A 25,012-nucleotide genomic window follows, 5' to 3' on the forward strand; every position below is an offset into this window, starting at 1 on the left:
GTGTACGGCCACTGTCGGCCCGGTGGATTGAACTCGCGCTTAATCCACGCGGCGCTGCGGGGCCGATGCTGACTGGTTCAGCGGCGCGACGGTGGCGGCCGAAGACCGGCCGACGATGGCAGGTGCTCGCCCCGTCAACGAACGCCCCCGGCCATCGCCAACGCCAGCGCGCGAACCGCCACGTCACGCCGTTGTCGGCACCGGCGCGCGGTGCCAGCATGCGGCTCGTTCCGGGAACAGATATCGAATGCCCACCCTGCACCGTGTGTCCGGCCACTGGCGCCTGGGCCTGGCCCTGACCCTGATCACCGCGGCGTGCTGGGCGACGTTGCCGATCGCGCTGAAGATCGTGCTAGACGTGCTCGACCCGATCACCCTGACCTGGTTCCGCTTCCTGGTCGCGGCGCTGGTCACCGCGGCGTGGCTGGGCGCGCGCGGCCGGCTGCGCGGCGCGGGCTACGGCGCGCTCGGGCGGCGCGGCTGGCTGATGCTCGCGCTGGCGGCGCTGATGCTGCTCGGCAATTACGTGTTCTACCTGCTCGGCGTGCAGCACACCACGCCGGCCAACGCCCAGCTGCTGATCCAGCTGGCGCCACTGTTGATGGCGCTGGGTGGGATCTGGGTGTTCGGCGAGCGCTTCCGCGCCGCGCAGTGGCTGGGCCTGGGCCTGCTGGCGCTGGGCCTGGCGCTGTTCTTCGCCGACCAGCTCGCGGCCGCGGCGCGCGCCGGCCCCGGCTACGTGTTCGGCTCGGCGCTGGTGGTGATCGGCGCGGTGGTGTGGGCGGTGTACGCGCTGCTGCAGAAGCAGCTGCTGGTAAAGCTGGGGTCGATGCAGATCCTGCTTTTCATCTATGCGGCCGCCAGCGTGCTGCTGCTGCCGTTCGCGCGACCGGCCACGCTGCTGCAACTCGATGGCTTGCACTGGGCGATGCTCGGCTATTGCGCGTTCAACACCATCGGCGCGTACGGTGCGTTCGCCGAGGCGCTCGCGCACTGGGAGGCGTCGCGGGTGTCGGCGATCCTCGCCACCACCCCGCTGCTGTGCATCGCCGCGGTGACCGCGGTGCACGCGCTGTGGCCGCAGTGGCTCGCGGCCGAACGCATCAGCACGCTGGGCTGGGTCGGCGCGGGCCTGGCGGTGGCCGGCTCGGCGGCGGTGAGCCTGCTCGGCCGGCGCGCGCCGGCGGCGGCGGCGTAAACGACTGCGCTAGCATCGCGGGATGAACGCCGCCCCGTCACCCGCACCCGACCCCGTCGCCGACTTCGCCGCGGTGCTCGCCGCCGCCGCGCGCATCGCGCCGCACGCGCACGCCACCCCGGTGTTGCGCTCGCGCACGCTCGATGCGCTGGCCGGCTGCGAGTTGCACTTCAAGGCCGAGCACCTGCAGCGCGCCGGCGCGTTCAAGTTCCGCGGCGCGTGCAACGCGGTGTGGTCGATGACGGAAGCCGAGGCCGCGCGTGGCGTGGTCACCCATTCCTCCGGCAACCACGGCGCCGCGCTGGCGCTGGCCGCGCGCACCCGCGGCATCGCCTGCCACGTGGTGGTGCCGGAGGGCGCGGTCGCGGCCAAGCTCGCGGCGATCAGCGCCTACGGCGCGACCCTGCACGGCTGCGCGGCGACCATCGCCGCGCGCGAGGCGATGTGCGCCGACGTGCAGCGCCAGACCGGCGCCGCGCTCGTGCATCCCTACACCGACCCACGGGTGATCGCCGGGCAAGGCACCGCGGCGCTGGAGCTGCTCGCTGGCGGCACCGCGCTCGACGCGCTGGTAGTGCCGGTCGGCGGCGGCGGCCTGGCCGGCGGCACCGCGATCGCTTGCGCGGCGGTCTCGCCAGCGACCCGCTTGTTCGTCGCCGAACCCAGCGGCGCGGCCGAGACCTTCGCCTCGTTGCAGGCCGGCACCCGGGTCACCGATTTCGTGCCCGACACGATCTGCGACGGCCTGCGTGGCACCCTCGGCGAACCCAACTTCTCGCTGCTGCGCGCGCACCATGTCGAGGCCCTGCTGGCCGAGGACGCGGCCACCGTCGCCGCGCTGCGGCTGCTGTGGCAGCGCGGCAAGCAGCTGGTCGAACCGTCGTCGGCGCTGGCGCTGGCGGTGGTGCTGGGCCACCGCGAACGCTTCGCCGGACAGCGCGTCGGCATCATCCTGTCGGGCGGCAACGTCGATCTCGACGCGCTGTCGGCGTTGCTGGCCCCGCGGCCATAACCCCACACGCCCTTGCACGAGCCGCCATGGACCTGGCCCTGTTCGACTTCGACGGCACCATCACCGAGCGCGAGATGTTCGCCGACTTCATCCACGCCGCGGTCAGCCCGGCACGGCTGGCGACCGGCAGGCTGCTGCTCGCGCCGCTGGTGGCCGGCTACCGGCTCGGCGTGGTGTCCGGCAACAGCGTGCGTGGCGCAGTGGTCGGGTTCGGCCTGCGCGGCGTGCCCGAGGCGCGCGCCCGCGCGGCCGGCGAGACCTTCGCGCGCGAGGTGCTGCCCGGCGTGCTGCGACCGACGGCGATGGCGCGGATCGCCTGGCACCGGGCGCGCGGCGATACGGTCGCGGTGGTCTCGGGTGCACTCGACCTGTACCTGGCGCCTTGGTGCGCGCAACACGGGCTGGAGTTGCTCTGCTCGCAGTTGGAAGTGGCCTACGGCCGCCTGAGCGGGCGCTTCCGCGGCGCGCAATGCGTCGGCGCGGAAAAGGCGCGGCGGGTGAGTGAGCGCTTCGCCTTGGCGGACTTCGGGACGGTGTACGCCTACGGCGACACCCGCGAAGATCGCGAACTGCTTGGGATCGCTGATCGCCGCTATTTCCGCTGGCAGGAACAGACCTGAGCAAGCGCGGCTGACTGAGCAGGCCGCGTCAAGGTTCGACGCCGCTACTGCGCGGGCACTGCCGCGATCCGCGCCAGGCCCTCTCCGAGCAGCAATCGGGTGACCGCGGCGCGTTCGCCCAGCGGCCGCGACTGCAGCGCATCGAGCAACTGCCCGATCGCACGGCAGCGCGCGTCGCGGTCGGCGCCGGTGAGGCCGGTGCTGAAGCCGTCGTTGAGCAGCGCCGCGCGCACGCCGGCCGCCTTCATCCATTGCTGCGCCTGCGTCGGGTCGTATGGCTGGCGCGGGTTCTGGGCGGCGGCGACGAACGCCTGCGCCGCGGCGTCGGCGAAGCGCGCGCGGCTGGCCTCGCCGAGCTGCGTGGCGACCTGATTCAAACCTGCCAGGCTGCGGTCGGCGTCCGGCTCGAACAACCCGCACAGCGCGCGCGCCTCGGCCGGTGTCCGCGCGCTGGCGTGCACCGCCTGGAACAGGCCGTCTATCGCCGGGTCCGGCGCGCGCAGCAGCAGGTCTTCGCTGCCCTGCATCAGCGCGGAGGCATCGATGCCCCACTCCGCGAGCATCGACTGGGCGTCCTGGGCCCGCACGGGCGCGCTGGCGGCGGCGGACACGCCCAACACGGCGGTCATCAAGAAGGCGGCGGCGTGGCGCATGGCGGGACTCGGCAGAGGGTGACAGCGCGAATCTAGTCGGGCGCGGCTGAACCGCGCACTCGCCGCGATGCGCTCACGCGCCGCGGTCGCCGCCCAGTACCTCGGTCGCGCGCGCGTTGCCGGCGGCGGCGCGCGCCGCGACCCAGCTGAACAGCACGATGCCGATGCTTACCACCAGCGCGCCGACTAGGGCGCGGCCCTGCGGCCAGGCTTCGCCGAGCCACAACGCGCCGATCAGCGTCGCGAACAGGATTTCCGCGGCCTGCATCGCCTCGGCCGCGGCCAGCGCGGTCGGGTCGTTGCGGACCATGCCGGTGGCGTGGAAGAACAGCACGGTCGCGATCACGCCCGCGCCCAGGGCCACGCCCGCGGCCAGCCCGACCTGGCCCAGCGACGGCGCGCCGGCCTCGGCCCCGGCGTACACCGCGACCGCGAGCCACAGCGGCTGGCTGGCCAGGGTCATGCCGAACACGCGCTGGGTGGCATTGAGTTCCGGCACGTCGTCGTGGTGCCGTTCCAGGTGCAGCAGCAGGCCGCGGTTGCCGAGCGGGTACGCGACCGCGCTGACCGCCACGCACACCAGCGCGATCCAGCCGGCGCGGTCGAGCGCGCCGCCGCCGTGGCCGAACTGCATCAGCAGCACCCCGGCCACCACCACCACGCCCAGCGCCAGCGCCGGCAGCGGAATCCGCGCGCGCGCGTCGCGGTACAGGAATGGCGCGCACAGCATTCCCGCGATCACGGTCAGCTGGAACGTGCCCGCGACCAGCCACGACGGCCCGCTCGCGGCGGCGAAGCTCAGGCACAGGTAGAAGCCGACGAAGCCAATCCCGCTCCACGCCAGCCACGGCCCCGGATGCGCACAGATCGCGCGCCACACCGGGCCGATCCCGCCCTGCGTGCGCATCAGCGGCAGCATCAGCGGCAGCGTGATCAGGTAGCGCAATGACGCGGTCCACGCCCAGTGCCCGCCCTCGACCGCCGCAGCGCGGTTGAGCACGTAGGTGCAGGTGAAGAACAGCGCCGAGGCGAGCGCGATGGCGACGGCGAGCAGCGTGCGCTGGCGGGTGTGCGGGGTCATCGCGCCCGCCTAGCCGGCGCCGCAGTGCGGTGCGGGCCCATCAGCGTCGCCGCACCGGGATCGCCGAGACCGGCACGCTGATCTCGTCGACACCGCCGCGGCGGATCGGCACGCCCGGCGGCGGGCCCCAGGCGTGCGCGTAGACCACTTCCCAGGTCGCCGGCAGTTGGCCGTTGTCACCGCGCAACTGCTCGTAGGCCTGCGCCGCGCGCGCAAACCGGCGGCGCCCGGTCAGGCTGCGACGGCGGTCGACCATCGCGTTGGTCGCGCCGAGCGTGCGCAGTTCGCGCATCAGCCCGGCCAGGTCGGCGTGGCCCAGGGTAAATTCGTCGCGGTCGAGCACCGGGTCCTTGAACCCGGCCGCGACCAGCGCGTCGCCGAACTGCCCGATCGACGGGAACAGGCTGACGTGCGGCGCGTCGTCGGCCTCGGAGAACGCGCCGCGCAGTTCGAACAGCGTGTCCGGGCCGAACGTGGAGACCAACAGCAAGCCGCCGGGCTTGAGCACGCGGCGGAAACCGGCGAACACCGCCGGCAGGTCCTCAACCCACTGCAGGCACAGGTTCGAGAACAGCACGTCGACGCTGGCGTCGCGCAGCGGCAGCGCGCGCGCGTCGGCGCACACGGCGTGCGGGTGGCGGGCGAAGTCGAGCCACTTGCGCGTGCCGCCACCGGCGTTGGCGCGCGCCTCGCGCAGCATCCCCGGGGCGAGGTCGAGCGCGATCACCTGCGCCTTCGGCCAGCGTTGCTGCATCGCGACCGCGGCGTGGCCGGGGCCGCAGCCGACGTCGAGCACCACCGCCGGCGGCGCTGCGCCGCGCGCCGGATCGTCGAGGTAGTCGAGCGCTTCGGCCAGGCGCGCGCCGACCTCGCGCTGCAACGCGGCGGCGGAGTCGTAGCCGTGCGCGGCGCGCGAGAACGCGCGGCGCACCTGGCGGTGGTCGAACAGGTCGCTCATGCCGGGGCCGTCGCGTCGACGTGTTGGGGCAGCGATTGCAGGAACGCGTCGATCTCGCGCGCGACCTCGGCGCTCGCGCCCAGGAACGGTGCATGCCCGGCGCCGGCGATCACCACGGAGCGCGCGTCCGGCGCCAGCGCCGCGGCGGCCGGCATCGCGGCGGCCGGCACCAGGCGGTCGCGGCGCCCGGCGAGCCACAGGCTCGGCACCTGCAGCCGCGGCAGCTCGGCGCGCAGGTCGAGCTGGTCGAGCAATGCGAGGCCTTCGTGCAGCGCGCGCGGCGCCGGCTCGCCGCGTGCGAACGCCTGCGCCTTGAGGCTGCGCAGGTCGTCCTGGGCGCTGCTCGAGCCCAACGCCTCGAGCGCGAGGAATCCTTCCAGCGTGCCGCGGAAATCGCGCTGCAGTGCCGCGCCGAACTCGCGGAACAGCCCGGCATCGACCCCGTGCGGCCAGGCGTCGTCGGGATCGTCGCCGACCACGAAGCGCGGCGACGCGGCGACCATCACCAGACCGCGCACGCGGCTGGGATGGTCGAGCGCGGCGCGCAGCGCGAATTGCCCGCCTAGCGACCAGCCCAGCCACACCGCGTCGGGCACCCGCTCGACCAGTGCCGCCGCGATCGCGCGCGGTTCCAGCGGCGTCGCGTCCCCGCGCGCGTGGCCATGGCCGGGCAGGTCGACCAGGTGCAGGGTGTAGCGGCTTTCCAATTGCGCGACCAGCGGCGCGAACAGGCCGCCGTGCATCGCCCAGCCGTGGATCAGCGCGAGCGCGGGGCGGTCGTTGGCTGCGCGCAGGCCCAGCGTTTCGATATGCATGCGTACGCCCTAGCCGGTGGCCGCGACCCGGGCCGGCGCCTCGTCATGGTCGTGGTCGCGTGCGCGCGCCAGCGCATCGACCAGGCCGTCGATGTCGCGCGCGCCGTGCAGCGCCGACAGCGTCACGCGCAACCGCGCGCGGCCGTCCGGCACGGTCGGCGGGCGGATCGGCGCGACCCAGTAGCCGTCGTGCTCGAGCCGCTGCGCCATCGCCAGCGCGCGCGCGTCGTCGCCGCACATCACCGGTTGGATCGGGGTGTCCGACGGCAGCAGTTCGAGGCCGGCGTGCAGCGCGCGTTCGCGGAAGCGCGCGACCAGCGCGTCGAGCTTCTCGCGGCGCCAATGCTCGCTGCGCGCGAGCCTGACCGCGGCCAGCGACGCGGCCGCCTGCGCCGGCGGCAACGCGGTGGTGTAGAGGTAAGGGCGCGCGGTTTCGGCAAGGTGGCCGATCAGGTCGTCATCGCCGAGCACCGCCGCGCCATAGCCGCCGAGCGCCTTGCCCAGCGTCGCCAGCTGCAGCGGCACCTGCTCGGTCGTGAGCTGCGCCGCGGCGACGCTGCCGCGCCCGTCCGGGCCGCGCACGCCGACCCCGTGGGCGTCGTCGATGTACAGCAACGCGTTCTGGACACGTGCCACTAAAGCCAGGTCGCGCAGCGGGGCGACGTCGCCGTCCATGCTGAAGACGCCGTCGGTGACCAGCATCGCCACGCCATCGGGCAGGCTGCGCAACTGCCGCACCGCGCCCTCCGGATCGGCGTGCGGGTAGCGGCGCAGCTTGCAGCCGGCCAAGCGCGCGGCGTCGATCAGGCTGGCGTGGTTGAGGCGGTCCTGCACGCAGGCGTCGTCGTCGCCGAGCAGCGCCTGCACCACCGCGAGGTTGGCCAGGAAGCCGCTGCCGAACAGCAACGCGCGCGGCGCGCCGAGCCAGTCGGCGAGCTCGCGCTCGAGCGCGTCGTGCAGGCCGTGGTGGCCGCAGACCAGGTGCGAGCCCAGCCCGCCGGCACCCTCGCGCGCGGCCGCGTCCTGAAGCGCGCCGACCACCGCGAAGTGCTGCGACAAGCCCAAGTAGTCGTTGCCGCAGAAGTTCAGCAGCGAGCGGGGCGTGCCGCTGGCGTCGAGGACCTCGCAGCGCGCGCCGTCGCGGTGGCCGACCGTGCGCCGCACCCGCGTGCGCGAATCGGCGACCCGCTGCGCGCGTTCGGCCGCGACCCGCTCACGCCACGATGCACGCGCCACGGTCAGGCCGCGCAGGCGTGGCTGGCGGCGTCCGTGCCGGCGGTGTCCGTGCCCAAGGGCGCGGCGTTGCCGGCCTCGACGATGTCGGCGTGCACGGTGCCCGCGGTTTCCACGAGCGGCATCGGCCGCAGCCCCAGGCGCGCGAACAGCGCCAGGTCGCGCTCGGTGTCGGGGTTGCCGGTGGTCAGCAGCTTCTCGCCGTAGAAGATCGAGTTGGCGCCGGCCAGGAAGCACAGCGCCTGCAGTTCGTCGGACATCGACTCGCGCCCGGCCGAGAGCCGCACCATCGAGCGCGGCATCAGCAGGCGCGCGACCGCGATCGTGCGCACGAACTCGAACGGATCGAGCTCGGCCGTGCCCGCCAGCGGCGTGCCCTCGACCTGCACCAGCCGGTTGATCGGCACCGAGTCCGGGTGCGCGGGCAGGTTGGCCAGGGTCTGCAGCAGGCCGGCGCGTTGCTCGCGGCTCTCGCCGAGGCCGACGATGCCGCCGCAGCAGGTCTTCATGCCGGCGTCGCGCACGTGCGCCAGGGTGTCGAGGCGGTCGGCGAACTCGCGGGTGTGGATGATCTCGTTGTAGAACTCGGGCGCGGTGTCGAGGTTGTGGTTGTAGTAGTCCAGGCCGGCGTCCTTGAGCGCCTTCGCCTGCGTGCCCGAGAGCATGCCCAGCGTCGCGCAGGTCTCCAGCCCGAGCGCCTTCACTTCCTGGATCATCGCCGCCACTTTCGGGATGTCGCGGTCAGCCGGCGAACGCCACGCCGCGCCCATGCAGAAGCGCGAGGCGCCGGCGGCCTTGGCCTGCTTCGCCTTCTCCAGCACCGCCTCGGTCGACATCAGCTTCGTGGCATCGACGCCGGTGTGGTAACGCTGCGCCTGCGGGCAGTAGCCGCAGTCCTCGGGGCAGCCGCCGGTCTTCACCGACAGCAGGGTGCTGACCTGCACCTCGCAGGCGTCGAAGTGTTCGCGGTGCACGCTCGCGGCGCGGTGCAGCAGCTCCGGGAACGGCAGGTCGAACAGCGCGCGGACCTCGGCGCGCGACCAGTCGTGGCGCAGCGGGCTCGGCGGGACGGTGGCTTCACTGACGGCAGGCATGGCGGTTTTCCGACGGACGCGGGCAGGCAAGGCCGGCAGTCTGGAAAGCATGGCCGAGCCTGTCAACCAAACCCAACCCCTCGCAGTTGACGGCGCCCGTGCGCGGCTGGCGCTGTGGCTGCGGGTCGACGCCGCCCGCCTGCTGTGGCCGGAGCGCTGCCTGGTCTGCGAAGCGCCCGGCGCCGACGGCCTCGACCTGTGCGCGGCCTGCGCCGCGGCGCTGCCGTGGAGCCGCAGCGCCTGCGGCCAATGCGCGCTGCCGCTGCCGGCATCGACTCGCATCGAGGCCTTCGGGCAGACCTGCGGCGCCTGCCTGCAGGCCAAGGCCGCCGCCACCCGGCGCGGCCGGGCGCCACCGCTGGCCGCGGTCCACGCCGCCTGCGTCTACGCCGCGCCGCTGGACCGGCTGCTGCCGCGCTTCAAGTTCCACCACGACCTCGCCGCCGGGCGCCTGCTCGCGCAGCTGATGGCCGAGGCGTTCGCGCCGCTGCCGCGCCCGGGCGCGCTGCTGCCGGTGCCGCTGCACCGCGCGCGCCTGCGCCAGCGCGGCTACGACCAGGCGCTGGAGCTGGCGCGGCCGCTGGCGCGCGCGCTCGACCTGCCGCTGCTCCATGGCGCGCTGTGGCGCCCGCGTGCAACCCAGCCGCAATCGCGCCTCGACGCCGCGCAGCGCCGGCGCAACCTCCAGGGTGCGTTCGCGCTGAGCGACGGTGCGCCGCTGCCCGCGCACGTGGCGCTGGTCGACGACGTGATGACCACCGGCGCGACCCTGCGCGCGGCCGCGCTGGCGTTGCGCCGCGCCGGGGTGCAGCGCGTGGATGCGTGGGTGTGCGCGCGGGTCGCGTAGCCGCTCGCGGTCGTGCGCTACGCCGCCACGCCGGCGGCGGCGACCCGCGTCGCTCCGCGGCGGGGCCCGGCTACGGCGCGCGCTGCGCTGGTTTGGCGATGTCGGCCTTCGGTCGCCGACCCGAGCCGATCACCGCGACCGCACGCAGCTCGACTGGCGCGCCCGGTTGCAGCAGCGCGGTCGTGCCGACCGCGGACCAGGCCGGGTAGTGGTCGGGGAAGAATTCGTGGTGGATCGGCGCGAAGCGGGCGAACTCGGCGCCGAACGTCGCGTTGTCGGTCGCGCCGGCGTGGAAGCTGGTCAACTCGACGACGTCGGCCAGGGTCGCACCGGCGGTGGCCAGGTGCGCGCGCAGCGCCTCGAACATGCCGCGTACCTTGGCTTCGTAGGTGTCGCCACGCCCGGCCGGAATCCCGGACACGATCACCATGTCGCCGACCCGGACCACCGGCGTGTAGTGATAGTCGTGGTAACTGCGCTCCATGCCGCGCGGGGCGAAGTGTTCGCGCGTCGGGGGGCTGGGGCTTGGTTGCGCCGCGGCGGCGAACGCGCACAGCAGCGGGAGCGGGAACAGGAACAGGGCGAGCGGACGGCGCATGGCGGACTCCGGCGGTCGGGCCGCCATTGCACCGGGGCCCTGCCGCCGCGCCGCGGGCCAGAAGTCACCCGCGCAGCGCGTAGTCCAGCGCCAGCCCCGCGAACACCACCAGCCCGACCCAGTGGTTGTGCGCGAACGCGCGAAAGCAGCCGTCGCGGTCGCGGCCGCGCGCGATCCAGAACTCGTAGCCGACCAGCAGCAGCGCCACGCCCAGCCCGCTCCAGTAGTACAGGCCGAGTCCGGCGCGCTGCCCGACCAGGCCCAGCGCGGCGAAGAACAACGCGTACAGCACGCCCTGCGCGACCAGGTCCATGTCGCCGAACAGGATCGCGGTCGACTTGGCGCCCATGCGCAGGTCGTCGTCGCGGTCGACCATCGCGTACCAGGTGTCGTACGCGGTCGCCCAGGCGATGTTGGCGCAGTACAGCAGCCACGCCACCGCCGGCACCTCGCCGCGCACCGCCGCGAACGCCATCGGGATGCCCCAGCCGAACGCGAGCCCCAGGTACACCTGCGGCAGGTAGGTGTAGCGCTTGAGGTAGGGGTAGCTGGCCGCCAGCAACACCCCGACCGCGCTCAGGTAGACGGTCAGGCGGTTGAGGGTCAGCACCAGCGCGAACGCGGCCAGCATCAGCGCCGCGAACACCGCCAGCGCCTCGCGCCCGCGCACCGCACCCGTTGCCAACGGGCGGTGCTTGGTGCGCTCGACGTGCGGGTCGAGCCAGCGGTCGGCGTAGTCGTTGATCACGCAGCCGGCCGAGCGCGTCAGCCACACCCCGGCGCTGAACACGAACACGATCCACAAAGACGGCAGGCCTTCGGCGGCCAGCCACAGGCCCCACCAGGTCGGCCACAGCAGCAGCAGCCAGCCGATCGGGCGGTCGCCGCGCACCAGCTGCCAGTACAGCGCCAGCTTGGCCTTCCACGGCGGCAGGTAGGGCGCCTCGTAGCGTTCGTAAGTCATGCGGTCCCGTGGCGGGCGGAAGGGGTGGGGCGTCGCGCGCGGCGCGCGGCCGCGCATTTGCCGCTAGAATGCCAGCCCCGCGTGGCCTTGGGCCCGCGGTCTTCGCCAGGCGCCCGTAGCTCAGCCGGATAGAGTAGTGGCTTCCGAAGCCATTGGTCGGGGGTTCGAATCCCTCCGGGCGCACCATCCTTCGTGCCTCGGCACGGGGGGCGGGCTTTATACTGGCGCGGTTGGTTTGCAAGGCAAGTCGCAAGGCGCCTTGGCAAGGCACTTAAGTGTTTCCCGTTGCTGGCATCGCGCGTCCGTCGCGGACGCGCCCGATAGGTGGATCGTGCGCAATTACGACCTCGAGTTCCTCAAGAAATTCTCGCTGGTGCTCGGCCTGCTGGTGCTGGTCACCGTCGGCCTGATCCTCGGCGCGCTGTACCTGCATAAGCAGCTGCCGCAGGCGGTCGACCCCGCCGTGGCCAAGCGCACCGCGCAGCGCATCGCGCCGGTCGGCGCGGTTTACGCCGGCGCCACCGGCGCCGCCGCGCAGTCGGCTGCGAATGCCGCTGCCGCCGCTGCCGCCGCCTCGCAGGTCGCCTACGGCGGCACCCTGGACGGCGCGGTGATCTTCGACAGCCTGTGCGCCGGCTGCCACAAGTCCGGCGCCGGCGGCGCGCCGATGATGCTCGCCGCGCAGTGGGCCGCGCGCCTGCCGCAGGGCAAGGACACGCTGCACAAGCACGCGATCGAGGGCTACACCGGCGCCGCCGGAGTGATGCCGGCCAAGGGTGGCAACCCGGCGCTGACCGACGAGCAGGTGATCGCCACGGTCGACTGGATGCTCGGCAACCTCAAGTAACACGTCGCGCCTTCGTGCCCGCCAAGCGGGCCGACAACGCCGCCTCCGGGCGGCGTTTTCATTGCGGCCGCACGCGCCGCCATCCCCACCCTGACGGCGCATTAACGCCGCGCCGTATGATGCCGCCATGACCACGCCCGCCGTCAGCTTCGCCAACGACGCCACCACGGCCGTGACCCTGGATGGCCCGGCCGGACCGCTCGAAGCGGTCGCGGAAGGCCCCGAGGGCGACGCGGCGACGCGGCCGGTGGTGGCGATCGTCTGCCACCCGCTGCCGACCGAGGGCGGCAGCATGCACAACAAGGTGGTGACGATGGCCGCGCGTGCGCTGCGCGAGTGCGGCGTGTCCACCGTGCGTTTCAACTTCCGCGGCGTCGGCGCCTCGGCCGGCAAGTTCGACGACGGCCAGGGCGAGGCCGACGACCTGCGCGCGGTCGCGGCCTGGGTGCGCGCTCAGCGCCCGGACGCGCAGCTGTGGCTGGCCGGTTTCAGCTTCGGCGCCTACGTGTCGCTGAAGGTCGCCGCGCAGCTCAGGCCGGGCATGCTGATCTCGATCGCGCCGCCGGCCGGGCGCAGCTGGGACTTCGCCGCGATCGCCGTGCCCGAGTGTCCGTGGCTGGTGATCCAGGGCGAGGCCGACGAGATCGTCGACCCGGCCGCGGTCTACGCCTGGCTCGACGGCCTGACCCAGCTGCGCCAGCTGCCGGAGCTGGTGCGCATGCCCGACACCAGCCACTTCTTCCACCGCCGGCTGATGGACCTGCGCGGCGCGATCAAGAACGGCGTGCGCCCTTACCTGCCCGACCCATCCGTCCCCGCGGCCGCCCCCGACGCATGACCGAGCCCACCGCGGCGGCGACCCCGTCCGCCGTCTATGCCGCCGGCGTCGCCCGCGGCGACTGGCAGGCCGACCCCGCGCAGCAACCGGCGCTGGCGCAACTCGACCGCCTGCACGCGACGCTGCTCGACCCGCCGCGGCGCGGCCTGTTCGATGGCCTGCTCAATAAGCCACGCGAGACCCCGCAGGGCCTGTACCTGTGGGGCGGCGTCGGCCGCGGCAAGACGTTCCTGATCGACCTGTTCTTCGACGCCTTGCCGATCGCCGGCAAGCGCCGCACCCACTTCCACCGCTTCATGCGCTCGGTGCACGCGCAGCTGCGCGCGCACGCGGGCGAAAGCGACCCGCTGGCGACGATCGCGCGCGACTGGGGCCGCGACCTGCGGGTGCTGGTGCTCGACGAGTTCTTTGTCACCGACATCGGCGACGCGATGCTGCTCGGGCGCCTGCTCGAGCAGCTGTTCGCGCAAGGCGTGGCGCTGGTCACCAGCTCCAATACCGCGCCGCCGAACCTCTACGCCGACGGCCTGCAACGCGAGCGCTTCCTGCCCGCGATCGCGCTGATCGAACGCCACTGCGCGGTCGTTCACCTGGACAGCGGCAACGACTACCGGCTGCGCGCGCTGACCCGTTCGCCGGTGTACCGCGCGCCGCTGGACGGCCAGTCCGACGCCTGGCTGCAGTCGCGCTGGGACGAACTGACCGCCGGCGTGCCGCCCGAGGAGGGCGAGACCGCGCCGGGCCAGCTCGAGATCGACGGCCGCGCGATCGCCGCGCGCGGCCTGGCCGAAGGCCACGCCTGGTTCGACTTCGCCGCGCTGTGCGAGGGCGCGCGCGCGGCCAGCGACTACATCGAGATCGCCACCGAGCACCACACCGTGCTGCTCGGCGGCATCCCGTTGTTCGACGGTTCCAACGACGACCCAGCGCGCCGCTTCGTGCACCTGGTCGACGAGCTCTACGACCGCCACGTCAACCTGGTGTGCACCGCCGCCAGCGCACCGCCGGCGCTGTACACCGGCAGCAAGCTGGCCGGCGCGTTCGAACGCACCGCCTCGCGGCTGATCGAGATGCAGTCGACGCAGTACCTCGCGCTCGAGCACCGCGGCTAGTCGACGCGCCGGCGCGTAAGCGACTCCGCGTCGGTCACGCGCCCGTGGCGGCATAGACTGGCCGCAGCTTGCTTGCCGGACGCCCGCTTGCCGGTCCTGCCGCCGTGACCACGCCACCGCCCAACCCGCTCGCGCCCCCGCCGAACTGGCGGCGCGCGCTCGCGCTGTTGCTGGTGTTCGCGGCGCTGGCGGCGCTGCTGTCGGTCGACGCGCTCTACGCCGGGCTGCTGCAGCTGCTGACCGCCGCGCAGCCGTGGATCGCCGCGCACCCGGGCTGGGGCCAGCTGCTGTTCGTGCTGCTGTCGGCGTTGTCGGCGATGCTCGCGTTCTTCTCCAGCGCGGTGTTGGTGCCGGCGGCGGTGTACAGCTGGGGCAAGCCGGTCACCGCGGTCTTGCTGTGGCTGGGCTGGCTGCTCGGCGGCCTGGGTGCGTACGGCATCGGCCGCGCGCTGGGGCGGCCGCTGCTGGGGGGGTCCGGCGCGGAGCGGCTGTCCGGCTTCTACCGGCAACGCCTGTCGGCCCGGGTCGGCGTGCCGGTGGTGTTCCTGCTGCAGCTGGGGCTGCCGTCGGAGATCCCCGGCTACCTGTGCGGGCTGCTGCAGGTGCGCTTGCGGGTCTATCTCGCCGCGCTGGCGCTGGCGGAACTGCCGTACGCGATCGGCACGGTGTGGGTCGGCGAGAGCATCCTCCAGCGCGAGGGCGGCTGGCTGCTCGGCCTGGGCGTGCTCGCGGCGCTCACCAGCGGCTACGCGCTGTACCTGCTGCACAAGGCGCTGCGCCGCTAGGCGGGAGTTGCGGGTAGCGACCTCGATCGGACACCTTCACAGTCATCCAAAACCATCCTGTTACCATCCGCACAGATGGCATAGGGAAGGTATTGAGATGACGGGCACCGCCCTGGAAGTGAAGCCGCGCGGCGGCGAGACCGAGAAACTGACGATCAACCTCGGCGTCGTCGACTTGGGCCAGGTCGACCTGCTGGTGCAGGAGGGGTTCTATTCCAATCGCACCGACCTGATCCGCACCGCGATCCGCAACCAGCTGGCGGTGCACGCCGACGCGGTGCAGCGCACGGTCGCTCGGCGGACCCTCGCGCTGGGCCTGCAGCATTTCAGCCGCGACGACCTCGAGCGCGCGCGCGCCGCCGGACAGATGCTGCAGATCCAGGTGCTCGGCCTGGCGCGGATCGCCGCCGACGTGCCGGCCGAGCTGGCCCGCGCCACCATCGAATCGATCGTGGTGCTGGGCGCCTTCCACGCCAGCCCGGCGGTGCGCAGCGCACTGGCCGACCGCATCCGTTGAACCTCCTCTTCCCTATGAGCACCCTCCGTGAAACGCATTGACGGCCTGACCGCTCGCCTGCGCAATGCGACGCCGCTCCCCGCGGCGTCGCCGATGGCGCAGCGGTTCGACAGCGCGGCGATCACCGACACGATCCAGCGCGCGCTTGCCTCGGCCGGACTGGATACCCAGGACGGCCCGATGCGCGGTGTCGGCGAGACGATCCGGCACGCGCTCGCGGCCGCGGGCCTGGAGCGCACCGGCGAGGCCGCGGCGGACGCGATCCACCCGCCGCACCGTGCTGCCGGTCGCGAACCGCTCGGGCAGACCGCGCCGAGCGGGCCGGACCCTCGCGGCGCGTTCCTTGGGGGCTCGTTCGTCCACCACGCCGGCACGCGCGCCTACAAGCTCTACGTCCCGACCAGCTACGCGGCGACGAGCGCGCCGGTGCCGCTGCTGGTGATGCTGCACGGCTGCACGCAGTCGCCCGAGGACTTCGCCGCCGGCACGCGCATGAACGCGCTGGCCGAACGGCACGGCTTCCTGGTGGCGTATCCCGCGCAAACGGCCAACGCCAACGGCAACAAGTGCTGGAACTGGTTCCGCGCCGAAGACCAGCGCCGCGGCCACGGCGAGCCGGCGTTGATCGCCGGCCTGACCTCGCAGATCGCCGCGGACTACCGCGTCGATCCGCAGCGCATCTTCGTCGCCGGTTTGTCCGCCGGGGCGGCGATGGCGGTGATCCTCGGCGCGACCTACCCCGAGCTGTACGCCGCGGTCGGCGCGCACTCGGGCCTGGCGTTCGGCGCCGCCCACGACATGGCATCGGCGTTTGCCGCGATGAAGGGCGCGGGCGCCGCGGTCCACCGCAGCCGGGCGCCGCTCGGGCCCCGCGTGCCGACGATCGTCTTCCACGGCGACCGTGACCATACCGTCGCCGCCGGCAACGGCGACGCGATCGCAGCGGCGGCCAGCGCCGTCGGCACCGGCGCCGCTGCACTGCGCATCAGCGAACGCGACGGCGCCAGCGCAAGCGGCCGCCGCTACCGCCAGACCGTCCACGCCGACGCGGCCGAACGGCCGGTGGTCGAGCAGTGGCTGCTGCACGGGGCCGGGCATGCCTGGTCGGGCGGCAGCCGCGAGGGCTCGTTCACCGACCCGCAGGGGCCGGACGCGTCGGCCGAGATGGTCCGCTTCTTCTACGCCCAGCGCCCGGCCGGGATGGCCTGACCGCGGACGATCGGTGCGGGCCCAACTTGGATCGACGTGACCCGCGGTCGCCGCGGCGATCGCCGGCTCAGCGCGCGCGCCGCCGCCGCGCCGCCAGCCCCGCGTACACCACTACCAGCACCACCAGCGCGATGCCGATCGCAAGCCACTCCTTGCCGGTCAGGGTGGTCACGATCGCGACCATCGCCGCGACCGCGAGCGCCGGGATCAGCGGCCCGCCGGGCAGCACGAACGGCGCGTCGCCACGCTCGCGCAGGTCGAGCCGCTGCGCACGCCACGCCGACAGGCTGACCAGCCCGTAGACCAGGCAGATCGCACCGCCGGAGATCAGCGCCAGCGCATCGAAGTTGCCGGCGATCGCCAGCACCCAGGCCAGCGTCGCGTGCGCGACCAGCGCCCAAAGCGGTACGCGGTGCGCCGCGCTGACCGTGCCGAACACGCGCGGCAGGTAACCGTCGCGGCCCAGCGCGAACACCAGCCGCGAGGTGCCCAGCAGGTTGCCCATCAGGAACCCGGTCATCGAGATGCACGCGGTGACCAGCAGCAGCACCCGCCCGGGCGACCACAGCGCGCCGGCGGTGTCGGCGACCGGCACCCCGCTTTGCCCAAGCGCGGACCCCAGCACGCCTTGGCCGACGATCTGCAGGCCCAGGTACAACAGCACCACCAGCACGATCGCGACCATCGTCGCGCGCGGCACGCTGCGCGCCGGGTCGCGCACCTCGCCTGACGGCACCAGCGCGGTCTCCATGCCCGAGTAGGCGAACATCACCAGCACCATCGACGCGCCCAGCGCGCCCCACGACGGCACGTCGCCGACCGCGAAGCTGACGTTGCCCCAGTCGACGAAGAACACCCCGATCGCCGCCAGCGCGAACAGTGGCGTCAGCTTCAACGCCGCCAGCGCGGTGATCGCGCGCGCGCCGAGCTTGACCCCGAACGCGTTGAGCGCGAACAGCCCGGCGTAGACCGCGGTCAGCAGCAGCGCGCGCGGCACCGGCGGCGCGAACGCCGGCACCAGGTTGGCGACCTGCACCGACAACGCCGCGGCGACGCCGGCGCTGGAGGTGAAGTTGCTGATCCACATCAGCGCGCCTGCAACGAAGCCGGCGAACGGCCCGAACGTCGCGCTCAGGTAACTGTACGGCCCGCCGGTGACCTGCACCCGGCTGCCGACCGCGGCGAAGCACAGCGCGATCGGGATGATCGCCAGCGCGCCGGCGACCAGCGCCAAGGGTGCGGCCGCGCCCATCTGCGCCGACAGCGCCGACGGCATGCGGAAGATGCCGCCGCCGACGATCACATTGATCACCGCCGCGGTCAGCGCGAACGAGCCGACCGCGCGCAGCAGCGCGGCATCGCCGCGCAATGCGCCCGCGGCGGTCGAAGGGGAAGGCGCGGCGTCGGTCATCGGCGGGCTCGGCAGGGGCGGATGGCCGAAGCCTCGCACGCGGGAGCTGCAAAGGCGACCGCGCGGCGGCGAGCGCGGCAGCCACGCGCCTCGCGCGGGTTAGGATCAACTATCCCTTGGCGGAGTCGCCCGATGCGTCCACTGATTGCCTGCGGCTGGTTCGCCGCGTTGCTCGCGCTGCACGCCCACGCGCCGGCGTACGCGCAGACCCAACGCCCCGAAGTCACCGCCGCGGCGCAGGCGGTGCAGTCCAAAGTGATCGCCTGGCGCCGCGACTTCCACCAACACCCCGAACTGTCCAACCGCGAGACGCGCACCGCGGCCAAGGTCGCGCAGCACCTGCGCAGCCTTGGCCTCAAGCCACGCACCGGCATCGCCCACCACGGCGTGGTCGCGATCATCGAAGGCGGCAAACCGGGGCCGAAGGTTGCACTGCGCGCCGACATGGACGCGCTGCCGGTGACCGAGCAGGTCGACCTGCCGTTCGCCTCGAAGGCCACGGCGACGTTCAACGGCCAGACCACCGGCGTCATGCACGCCTGCGGCCACGACGCCCACACCGGCATCCTGCTCGGCATCGCCCACGCGCTGGTGGCGATGAAGTCGGAATTGCCCGGCCAGGTGATGCTGGTGTTCCAGCCGGCCGAGGAAGGCGTTCCGCCGGGCGAAACCGGCGGCGCGCCGCAGATGCTCAAGGACGGCGTGTTCGCCGACTTCAAGCCCGACGCGATGTTCGGCCTGCACGTTTTCTCGACCCTGCCCGCCGGCAAGATCGGCGTGCGCCAGGGGCCGCTGATGGCCGCCTCGGACCGCTTCACGATCAAGGTCAAGGGCCGGCAGACGCACGGCTCGCGGCCGTGGGGCGGGATCGACCCGGTCGCCGCCGCCGCCGACCTCGTCGGCAGCGCGCAGACGATTGTTTCCCGTCGCACCGACATCGCCAGGCTGCCGGCGGTGGTCACCTTCGGCACCATCCACGGCGGCATCCGCTTCAACATCATCCCCGACGAGGTCGAGCTGTCCGGCACCATCCGCACCTTCGACGCCGGCGTGCGCGAGAAGATCTTCGCCGACCTCAAGAACGTCGCCAGCCACGTCGCCGCCGCGCACGGCGCGACCGTCGATGCCAAGGTGCCCGACGCCGAGGGCAACCCGGTCACCGTCAACGATCCGGCGCTGACCGCGCGCATGCTGCCCAGCCTCGAAGCCGCCGCCGGCCAGGGCAACGTGATCGAGCCGACGCTGCAGATGGGAGCAGAGGACTACTCCTATTTCGCCCAGCAGGTGCCGTCGATGTACTTCTTCGTCGGCGCGACCGCGCCGGGCATCGACCCGGTCACCGCGCCGAGCAACCACTCGCCGCAGTTCGCGCTCGACGAGTCGGCGCTCGACCTGGGCCTGCGCGCGATGCTGCAGGTGACGCTGGACTACCTGCATGGGCCGGTGGCGGCCCGATAACTACGAGTTAGGCGCCATGGCGAATCCAAAATTGTTCGACTCAATGGGGCTCGCTTTCGTGCTTGGGGTACTAGCGACTTTCGTTATTACCTTCATCTTTGTAGGCCTCACATATCAGTGTAAATCTGGCCCGTGCGACGCTGGCGGCATGACAGTCTTCGCTTGGACTTTTGGTTTCGGACCGATCGTCGGAGGCTTGGCTGCCGGGTTCACATACCGTCGGCTCAGAGGGCGCGGGAATGGTGCCTAACAATTCATTCAAGCCGAAGCCGCTCCGAGGCTCGGATTAATTCAGCCGTTAGGCCCCGCATGGAGACATACGTATGACTGACAGCCACAAAGTAAAAGGGCCGGCCTCGTACTTCCCTTCAATCGAGAAGAAGTACGGCCAACCCATTAGCCATTGGACAAGCTTGCTGCAGGCGCTTGGCGACCGGAAGCACATGGAAATGGTCGCTTGGCTCAAGGCCGAGCATCAGATGGGACACGGTCATGCCAATGCCCTTGTCGCCCACCATCTCGCCCGCGCCAAGCGGGCCTGACAATCCCGTTAGGGCAAAACAATGTCTAGGGGATCCGAGATGCCGCAGCCTTTCTCCGTACAGCGCATTGATCACATTGTTTTTCGTGTCAGGGATCTGACCAGAAGCATCGAGTTCTACCGCACTGTCCTCGGATGCGACGTTGTTCGACAGCGTGAGCACCTAGGACTTGTCCATCTGCGGGCCGGCGCCTCGATGATTGACCTCGTGAGCGTGGACGGAAAGCTCGGATCTCGCGGAGGTGCCGCACCCGCGAAAGAGGCAAGGAACGTAGATCACCTCTGCTTGCGTATTGAGCCCTTTCACGAGCCTGATCTAGTTGCGCATCTCGCCAAACACGGTCTCGCGCCGTTTGGCAGCGCTGAGACCAATTTTGGCGCCGAGGGTGATGGCCTCTCGCTTTACTTTCCGGACCCCGATGGCAACGTGATTGAGCTCAAAGGCCCGTCAGCCGGGGTAGTGGCGAGCGGGCCCTGATACTTCATTCAAGCCGACGCCGTTTCGCAGCGCTTCGACTAGGGCAATCGAAAGACATGAGGGCGTTAGGTCAGTACCGACCGCGAGCGGCTATTTTCCGACCCGTTGCGGATGCAAAGCCACAACGGCTCGCCCTTCCGTCGTCATCGGTGGCCGTATAGTCGAGTTGCTATCGCGCCTTCACCGCAATCCGCCGACAACCTGAGGAATTCACCATGCAACTGGGCAACTTCTCCGTCAGCCTGGCCGTCAAGGACATCGCCGTGTCGCGCGCGTTCTACGAGAAGCTGGGCTTCAGCGTCTGGGGTGGCGACCAGGCGCAGAACTGGCTGATCCTGAAGAACGGCAGCACGGTCATCGGCCTGTTCCAGGGCATGTTCGAGCGCAACATCCTGACCTTCAACCCGGGCTGGGACGGCGACGCGAACACCTTGCCGGAGTTCACCGACGTGCGCGAGCTGCAGCGCGGCCTGAAGGCGCACGGCATTCAAATGCTGACCGAAGCCGACGAAGCCACGACCGGGCCGGCGAGCTTCCTGCTGGAAGATCCGGACGGCAACCAGATCCTGGTCGACCAGCACGTTTGAGCCATCTTGTCGGCGCGGATCGCGGTCGCGCCGAACCCGTCGCTCGAGATGAACCCGCCGTCACCCCGGCAACTCGCCCATCGCATGCGGATCGATCGAGTACGGATGCACCTGCGCGAGGAAGCGCGGCTGCGCGGCGACCCGCGCGAGCCACGCGCGGAAATGCGGATGCGGTTGCAATGACAGCCCCGCATCCTCGGCGCGGCTGGCGTAGGCGAACAGCGAGATGTCGGCGATGGTGTAGCCGGCGCCGGTGATGAACGGCCGCGTCGCCAGCTCCTCGTCGAGGATCCGCAGCGCGCGCAGCGACGCGGCGCGCTTGGCCTCGACCAGCGCTGGCGCGCGCCGCGGCAGCTTGCCGGTCATCGTCCAGTAGCGCAGCGAGCCGATCTGGCTCTCGACGTGGTTCTGCTCGAACGACAGCCATTGCTGCACCTTGGCGCGCGCGAACGCGTCGTCCGGGAGGTAGCGCGTGCCGTCGGCCAGAAACGCCAGAATCGCGTTGGACTCGGCCAGTACGCGGCCGTCGTCGAGGCGGATCGCCGGCACCGTGCCGGCGGGGTTGATCGCGCGGTACGCGTCGCTCTGGCCGGCGCCCTCGAAGATGCTGACGTGCTGCGTGCGGTACGGGGTCTGCAGGTGCGCGAGCAACTGGCGGATCTTCCACGCGTTCTGCGACGGCAGGTAGTCGAACAGGGTCAGCATCGGGAGCGGTTCCGGAAATCGAGGGCCGCAGTGTCGGCAGCGGGGCGCGGCCGCGCTATCCGGTTCCTGCGCCGCGGCGAGGGCGTAGGGCGGGCCCTGGCCCGCCGCTGTTCGATTCGGCGAATCGCAAAGCCGGCGGGCCAGGGCCCGCCCTACGCTCTCTGCCTTGTGTCGTGTCGGCATACCGAAACGGCACGCGCGCAACAGCGCGTAAAATCGCGGCATGACCGCCCACGACCCGCTCCGCGACCTGCCGCTCGGCCGCCACGTCGACTACCCGACCCGCTACGACGCGGCCTTGCTGTTCCCGATCGCGCGCGCGCTCGGGCGCGCGCAGATCGGTCTCGACGCGCCGGCATTGCCGTTTGTCGGCAGCGACCGCTGGCACGCCTACGAACTGAGCTGGCTCGACGGCCGCGGCAAGCCGCGCGTGGCGACCGCGACCTTCACCGTGCCGGCGCACTCGCCGAACCTGGTCGAGTCGAAGTCGCTGAAGCTCTACCTCAACTCGTTCAACGCCGCGCGCTTCGACGCCGACGAGGACGTGCGCGCGTGCATCGCCGCCGACCTGTCGCGCGTGGCTGGCGCGCCGGTCGCTGTCGCGTTCGGCCTGCCCACCATCGACCTCGGATTGCCGGCAACGTCGCTGGACGAACTCGACGTTCCCTGCGAGCACTACGGCCCGCCGCGCGCGGACTTCCTCGCCGTCGACGACAACCAAGTGGTCGAGGAATCGCTGAGCAGCGGCCTGCTGAAATCTAACTGCCCGGTCACCGGCCAGCCCGACTGGGCGCGCATCACCATCGCTTACCGCGGCCCGAAGCTCGACCGCGCCGGGCTGCTGCGCTACCTGGTGTCGTTCCGCGACCACGCCGAGTTCCACGAGCAATGCGTCGAACGTGTGTTCGCCGACCTGCTGCACCACGCACGCCCGCAGGCGTTGTCGGTGGAGGCGCGCTACACGCGTCGCGGCGGCCTCGACATCAACCCGTGGCGGGCGACGCCGGGCACCGTCGCGCCGTTGCCGGGGCGCGACCAACGCCAGTAATGGCGGCCTGTGTGCGGGGTTTCTCACGACCTGCGCACGGCCTTTGACGGTTCACGCCGGCAGCATGTTTCCTTAACAAGTCGCGTGTCATGGTGCCTCGGCCAATCCGGCAGGAGCGCGAATCCATGAGCAGCAAGCGACCCGATTTCTCCGATGTGCGCACCGGCAGCAGCTCCGTGCAGGGCACCGGCGGCAAGGCCGATTTCTCCGACGTGCGCACCGGCAGCAGCACCGTGCAGGGCGGTGGCGCCACCGGCGAACAGTCCTACACCGTCGAAAGCGGCGACACGCTGTCGCACATCTCCAAGCAGTTCTATGGCAAGGCCGGCAAGTGGAACGCGATCTTCGAAGCGAACCGCGACCAGCTCGACGACCCGGACAAGATCTTCCCGGGCCAAGTGCTGAAAATCCCCGCGCTCGACGATTCCAACCACTTCGACTGAGCGTCCCTCGCAAGACACCGCGTTCCCCATCCTTTCTGGAGACACTTATGACCCGTACTCACTTGCACACCGCGGTTGCCGCCGTCCTGCTCGCCTCCGTGGCGCTGGTCGGCTGCAAGAAGAAGGAAGAAGTCGCGGTGGTGACCCCGCCCCCGGCCGCCACCGAACCGGCACCGATGCCGGCGCCGATGCCGACCACGACCGCGCCGGTCAGCGTGACCATGGTCGACCTGGGCAACGCGATCGGCCCGGACAACAAGGTCACCACGATGATGACCACGTTCGGCACCAAGGACACGATCTACACCTCGGTCGCCACCGACGGCACCGCGACCAACGTGCCGCTGACCGCGAAGTGGACCTACCAGGACGGCCAGACCGTCGGCACCGAGACCAAGACCCTCAACACCACCGGCCCGACCGTGACCGAGTTCCACGCCACCAAGCCCAGCGGCTGGCCGACCGGCAAGTACACGGTCGAGATCTCGCTCAACGGCATGCTGGTGCAGAGCAAGCAGTTCGAGGTCAAGTAAGCGCCAGGCGGCCGACGCCTCTCTCCGTCGGCTATAGGGCAAGCAGGGCGCGACCTTCACCGGTCGCGCTTTTTTTTTGGGTCGGAGCCCTTGTAGGGCGGGTTTCAACCCGCCCTACGGCGTCGCCGGCGCGCGCCGTTAGGTGCCCAGCTCGTTGGCTGGGTTGGCCTCATCAACCCAGCAGCATCGACCCGCCACGCCATCGCTGGGTGGATGGCGCCAGCCCAGACCACGATCGTGCCGTGTCACCGCAGTGGCTTGCGGCTGGCTCGCCGGTAGGTGCCCAGGAAGCTGGTCTGCCAGCTCTTGCCGTCGTCGTCGGACGTGTCCCATCGCTGCACCACGCTGCCGTCGGCGGCCGCGGTCCAGCTCATCTTCTGCCGCTGCACGCCGCCGTCGGCCTTGGCCAGCTCGCCGGTCATTTCCATCGCGCCGTCGCCGCGCAGGCCTCCCTGCAACCGCACCACCACGCCGTCGGCGCCGACCCAGAACTGCCGCCACACCCGGTGCTGCGCGTCCCAGGCGTTGAGGCTGGTGCCGTCGTTGCCCTTCGCGCTGCGCCAGTGCTCGACCAGCCAGCAGCCGTTGCCGCTGCGTTCGATGCGATTGGTGCCCTGCAACGCAGTGCCGTCCGGGCCGCCGTGCACGACCCAGTCGCCGAGCCAGAAATCGAACTGGCGGTGCTCGGCGGCGGTGCACGGCGCTGGCGGGGCTGCCGGCGCGGGTGCGGTCTGGGCGGAGGCGGTTGCGGCACAGGCGCTCAATACGAGCGCGCAAGCGTTGCGGAAGGAAGCCAAGCGCATGGTCGATCTCCAGGGAAGGATGCCGGCATCGTGCCCCGGCGCGGCCGCGCGACCGCAGCCCCGGATTGGCGAAGTGGCCGTCCGATCTTGGCGCGGCGTGCCGCCCGTCGTCGGGCGGGTTTCAACCCGCCTTCGGGGGTTTCAACCCGCCTTCCGGGATGGCGATGGCGGGTTGAAACCCGCCCTACCGCGTCGCTCAGCCGCGCGGGAACTCGCCATCGAGGTAGTACCAGCGGCCGTCCTCGCGCACGAAGCGGCTGATCTCGTGCAGGCGCACCGCCGCCGCGCCGCCGGTCCTGCAGCGCGCGACGAACTCGACCACGGCGCTGTCCTCGCCGGTCAGCGCGTGCCGCTTCACCTGCAGTCCCAGCCAGCGCGTGGCCGGGTCGAACTCCAGCGCCGGCGGGCGCGTGCTCGGGTGCCAGGTCGCGAGCAGGTACTCGGCGTCGGCGCGCACGTAGGCGCTGTAGCGCGAGCGCATCAGGTCTTGCGCGCTCGCCGCCAGCGCGGTGCCGGCGTGCAGCGGGCCGCAGCAGTACGCGTACGCGCGGGCAGAGCCGCAGGGACAGGCATCGGGTGAATGACGGGGAGGCGACATCGCGGAATTCTCGGCCAGACCGCGCC

29 protein-coding genes and 1 tRNA gene are annotated in these 25,012 nt (G+C 71.8%); 18 read left to right on the forward strand and 12 right to left on the reverse strand.

Features of this window, described 5'->3' with window-relative positions:
- Window positions 1–247 precede the first annotated feature (247 nt).
- From ACFQZQ_RS10045 to ACFQZQ_RS10055, 3 genes are read left to right on the forward strand one after another with little or no spacing between them, the layout of a single operon-like run.
- Window positions 248–1,198, forward strand: coding sequence for a DMT family transporter (locus ACFQZQ_RS10045; RefSeq protein WP_386812651.1), 951 nt, complete (start codon window positions 248–250; stop codon window positions 1,196–1,198).
- 22 nt (window positions 1,199–1,220) lie between these two features.
- Window positions 1,221–2,210 carry a pyridoxal-phosphate dependent enzyme gene (locus tag ACFQZQ_RS10050; RefSeq protein ID WP_386812652.1) on the forward strand — a complete coding sequence of 330 codons (990 nt, stop codon included), beginning with the start codon at window positions 1,221–1,223 and terminating at the stop codon, window positions 2,208–2,210.
- Window positions 2,211–2,236: 26 nt separating this feature from the next.
- Window positions 2,237–2,830 carry an HAD family hydrolase gene (locus tag ACFQZQ_RS10055; protein WP_386812653.1) on the forward strand — a complete coding sequence of 198 codons (594 nt, stop codon included), beginning with the start codon at window positions 2,237–2,239 and terminating at the stop codon, window positions 2,828–2,830.
- A gap of 44 nt (window positions 2,831–2,874) precedes the next feature.
- Here ACFQZQ_RS10055 and ACFQZQ_RS10060 read toward each other — a convergent pair whose 3' ends face one another.
- From ACFQZQ_RS10060 to bioB, 6 genes are all read right to left on the reverse strand, one after another.
- Window positions 2,875–3,459, reverse strand: coding sequence for a hypothetical protein (locus ACFQZQ_RS10060; RefSeq protein ID WP_386812654.1), 585 nt, complete (start codon window positions 3,457–3,459; stop codon window positions 2,875–2,877).
- A 97-nt stretch (window positions 3,460–3,556) separates the two neighbouring features.
- Window positions 3,557–4,564: a multidrug resistance efflux transporter family protein gene (locus tag ACFQZQ_RS10065; RefSeq protein WP_386812655.1), complete on the reverse strand. Its 1,008-nt coding sequence runs from the start codon at window positions 4,562–4,564 to the stop codon at window positions 3,557–3,559.
- Between the two features lie 40 nt (window positions 4,565–4,604).
- Window positions 4,605–5,522, reverse strand: coding sequence for a malonyl-ACP O-methyltransferase BioC (bioC, locus tag ACFQZQ_RS10070; protein ID WP_386812656.1), 918 nt, complete (start codon window positions 5,520–5,522; stop codon window positions 4,605–4,607).
- On the reverse strand, window positions 5,519–6,337 hold the full coding sequence (gene bioH, locus ACFQZQ_RS10075) for a pimeloyl-ACP methyl ester esterase BioH (protein WP_386812657.1): 819 nt from the start codon (window positions 6,335–6,337) through the stop codon (window positions 5,519–5,521). The genes bioC and bioH overlap by 4 nt, the downstream gene beginning before the upstream one ends.
- Window positions 6,338–6,346: 9 nt before the next feature.
- On the reverse strand, window positions 6,347–7,573 hold the full coding sequence (gene bioF, locus ACFQZQ_RS10080) for an 8-amino-7-oxononanoate synthase (RefSeq protein ID WP_386812658.1): 1,227 nt from the start codon (window positions 7,571–7,573) through the stop codon (window positions 6,347–6,349).
- Window positions 7,574–7,575: 2 nt separating this feature from the next.
- The gene (gene bioB / locus ACFQZQ_RS10085; RefSeq protein WP_386812659.1) at window positions 7,576–8,664 is read right to left on the reverse strand and encodes a biotin synthase BioB; all 1,089 of its coding nucleotides are present in this window, start codon (window positions 8,662–8,664) and stop codon (window positions 7,576–7,578) included.
- A 49-nt stretch (window positions 8,665–8,713) separates the two neighbouring features.
- Between bioB and ACFQZQ_RS10090 the strand changes: the two genes are divergently transcribed.
- Entirely contained in the window at window positions 8,714–9,511 is a 798-nt protein-coding gene (locus ACFQZQ_RS10090; RefSeq protein WP_386812660.1) for a double zinc ribbon domain-containing protein, read from the forward strand.
- 70 nt (window positions 9,512–9,581) lie between these two features.
- Here ACFQZQ_RS10090 and ACFQZQ_RS10095 read toward each other — a convergent pair whose 3' ends face one another.
- Window positions 9,582–10,109, reverse strand: coding sequence for a Rid family hydrolase (locus ACFQZQ_RS10095; RefSeq protein ID WP_386812661.1), 528 nt, complete (start codon window positions 10,107–10,109; stop codon window positions 9,582–9,584).
- Window positions 10,110–10,173: 64 nt separating this feature from the next.
- Window positions 10,174–11,073, reverse strand: a complete 900-nt coding sequence (ubiA, locus tag ACFQZQ_RS10100; protein ID WP_386812662.1) for a 4-hydroxybenzoate octaprenyltransferase — start codon at window positions 11,071–11,073, stop codon at window positions 10,174–10,176.
- Window positions 11,074–11,182: 109 nt separating this feature from the next.
- On the opposite strand from ubiA, the gene ACFQZQ_RS10105 reads away from it, so the two are divergent.
- The 7 genes from ACFQZQ_RS10105 to ACFQZQ_RS10135 all read left to right on the forward strand — a co-directional run bounded on the left by ACFQZQ_RS10105 (window position 11,183) and on the right by ACFQZQ_RS10135 (window position 16,381).
- Window positions 11,183–11,259: transfer RNA gene (locus tag ACFQZQ_RS10105), tRNA-Arg, on the forward strand.
- A 145-nt stretch (window positions 11,260–11,404) separates the two neighbouring features.
- Complete coding sequence (locus ACFQZQ_RS10110; protein ID WP_386812663.1) at window positions 11,405–11,920, forward strand: c-type cytochrome; 516 nt, start codon at window positions 11,405–11,407, stop codon at window positions 11,918–11,920.
- A gap of 127 nt (window positions 11,921–12,047) precedes the next feature.
- Entirely contained in the window at window positions 12,048–12,758 is a 711-nt protein-coding gene (locus tag ACFQZQ_RS10115) for an alpha/beta hydrolase (protein ID WP_386812664.1), read from the forward strand.
- Window positions 12,755–13,870 (forward strand): cell division protein ZapE, encoded by a 1,116-nt coding sequence (gene zapE, locus ACFQZQ_RS10120; RefSeq protein ID WP_386812665.1) that lies wholly within the window; start codon window positions 12,755–12,757, stop codon window positions 13,868–13,870. Before ACFQZQ_RS10115 ends, zapE begins: the two co-directional genes overlap by 4 nt.
- A 104-nt stretch (window positions 13,871–13,974) precedes the next feature.
- Complete coding sequence (locus ACFQZQ_RS10125) at window positions 13,975–14,655, forward strand: VTT domain-containing protein (RefSeq protein WP_386812666.1); 681 nt, start codon at window positions 13,975–13,977, stop codon at window positions 14,653–14,655.
- A 97-nt stretch (window positions 14,656–14,752) separates the two neighbouring features.
- On the forward strand, window positions 14,753–15,172 hold the full coding sequence (locus ACFQZQ_RS10130) for a hypothetical protein (RefSeq protein WP_386812667.1): 420 nt from the start codon (window positions 14,753–14,755) through the stop codon (window positions 15,170–15,172).
- 27 nt (window positions 15,173–15,199) lie between these two features.
- Window positions 15,200–16,381, forward strand: coding sequence for an extracellular catalytic domain type 1 short-chain-length polyhydroxyalkanoate depolymerase (locus ACFQZQ_RS10135; RefSeq protein ID WP_386812668.1), 1,182 nt, complete (start codon window positions 15,200–15,202; stop codon window positions 16,379–16,381).
- A gap of 67 nt (window positions 16,382–16,448) precedes the next feature.
- Here ACFQZQ_RS10135 and ACFQZQ_RS10140 read toward each other — a convergent pair whose 3' ends face one another.
- Window positions 16,449–17,792, reverse strand: a complete 1,344-nt coding sequence (locus ACFQZQ_RS10140) for an APC family permease (RefSeq protein WP_386812669.1) — start codon at window positions 17,790–17,792, stop codon at window positions 16,449–16,451.
- Between the two features lie 132 nt (window positions 17,793–17,924).
- Here ACFQZQ_RS10140 and ACFQZQ_RS10145 point away from each other — a divergent pair, with 132 nt between their 5' ends.
- From ACFQZQ_RS10145 to ACFQZQ_RS10160, 4 genes are all read left to right on the forward strand, one after another.
- Window positions 17,925–19,250, forward strand: coding sequence for a M20 family metallopeptidase (locus ACFQZQ_RS10145; RefSeq protein WP_386812670.1), 1,326 nt, complete (start codon window positions 17,925–17,927; stop codon window positions 19,248–19,250).
- A 323-nt stretch (window positions 19,251–19,573) separates the two neighbouring features.
- On the forward strand, window positions 19,574–19,792 hold the full coding sequence (locus ACFQZQ_RS10150; protein ID WP_386812671.1) for a DUF4287 domain-containing protein: 219 nt from the start codon (window positions 19,574–19,576) through the stop codon (window positions 19,790–19,792).
- 39 nt (window positions 19,793–19,831) lie between these two features.
- The gene (locus tag ACFQZQ_RS10155) at window positions 19,832–20,269 is read left to right on the forward strand and encodes a VOC family protein (RefSeq protein WP_386812672.1); all 438 of its coding nucleotides are present in this window, start codon (window positions 19,832–19,834) and stop codon (window positions 20,267–20,269) included.
- Window positions 20,270–20,484: 215 nt separating this feature from the next.
- Window positions 20,485–20,856, forward strand: coding sequence for a VOC family protein (locus tag ACFQZQ_RS10160; RefSeq protein ID WP_386812673.1), 372 nt, complete (start codon window positions 20,485–20,487; stop codon window positions 20,854–20,856).
- Between the two features lie 60 nt (window positions 20,857–20,916).
- Here ACFQZQ_RS10160 and ACFQZQ_RS10165 read toward each other — a convergent pair whose 3' ends face one another.
- On the reverse strand, window positions 20,917–21,561 hold the full coding sequence (locus ACFQZQ_RS10165; protein ID WP_386812674.1) for a glutathione S-transferase family protein: 645 nt from the start codon (window positions 21,559–21,561) through the stop codon (window positions 20,917–20,919).
- A gap of 223 nt (window positions 21,562–21,784) precedes the next feature.
- Between ACFQZQ_RS10165 and queF the strand changes: the two genes are divergently transcribed.
- The 3 genes from queF to ACFQZQ_RS10180 all read left to right on the forward strand — a co-directional run bounded on the left by queF (window position 21,785) and on the right by ACFQZQ_RS10180 (window position 23,585).
- Window positions 21,785–22,609, forward strand: a complete 825-nt coding sequence (queF, locus tag ACFQZQ_RS10170; protein ID WP_386812675.1) for an NADPH-dependent 7-cyano-7-deazaguanine reductase QueF — start codon at window positions 21,785–21,787, stop codon at window positions 22,607–22,609.
- 125 nt (window positions 22,610–22,734) lie between these two features.
- Window positions 22,735–23,052, forward strand: a complete 318-nt coding sequence (locus tag ACFQZQ_RS10175) for a LysM peptidoglycan-binding domain-containing protein (protein WP_386812676.1) — start codon at window positions 22,735–22,737, stop codon at window positions 23,050–23,052.
- A 47-nt stretch (window positions 23,053–23,099) separates the two neighbouring features.
- Window positions 23,100–23,585 carry a hypothetical protein gene (locus tag ACFQZQ_RS10180; protein ID WP_386812677.1) on the forward strand — a complete coding sequence of 162 codons (486 nt, stop codon included), beginning with the start codon at window positions 23,100–23,102 and terminating at the stop codon, window positions 23,583–23,585.
- 245 nt (window positions 23,586–23,830) lie between these two features.
- Here ACFQZQ_RS10180 and ACFQZQ_RS10185 read toward each other — a convergent pair whose 3' ends face one another.
- Window positions 23,831–24,388 carry a hypothetical protein gene (locus tag ACFQZQ_RS10185; protein WP_386812678.1) on the reverse strand — a complete coding sequence of 186 codons (558 nt, stop codon included), beginning with the start codon at window positions 24,386–24,388 and terminating at the stop codon, window positions 23,831–23,833.
- A 196-nt stretch (window positions 24,389–24,584) separates the two neighbouring features.
- Window positions 24,585–24,986: a YchJ family protein gene (locus tag ACFQZQ_RS10190; protein ID WP_386812679.1), complete on the reverse strand. Its 402-nt coding sequence runs from the start codon at window positions 24,984–24,986 to the stop codon at window positions 24,585–24,587.
- Window positions 24,987–25,012 lie beyond the last annotated feature (26 nt).

The organism is Lysobacter koreensis (assembly GCF_042677045.1).
GTDB classification, from domain to species: domain Bacteria; phylum Pseudomonadota; class Gammaproteobacteria; order Xanthomonadales; family Xanthomonadaceae; genus Lysobacter_K; species Lysobacter_K koreensis.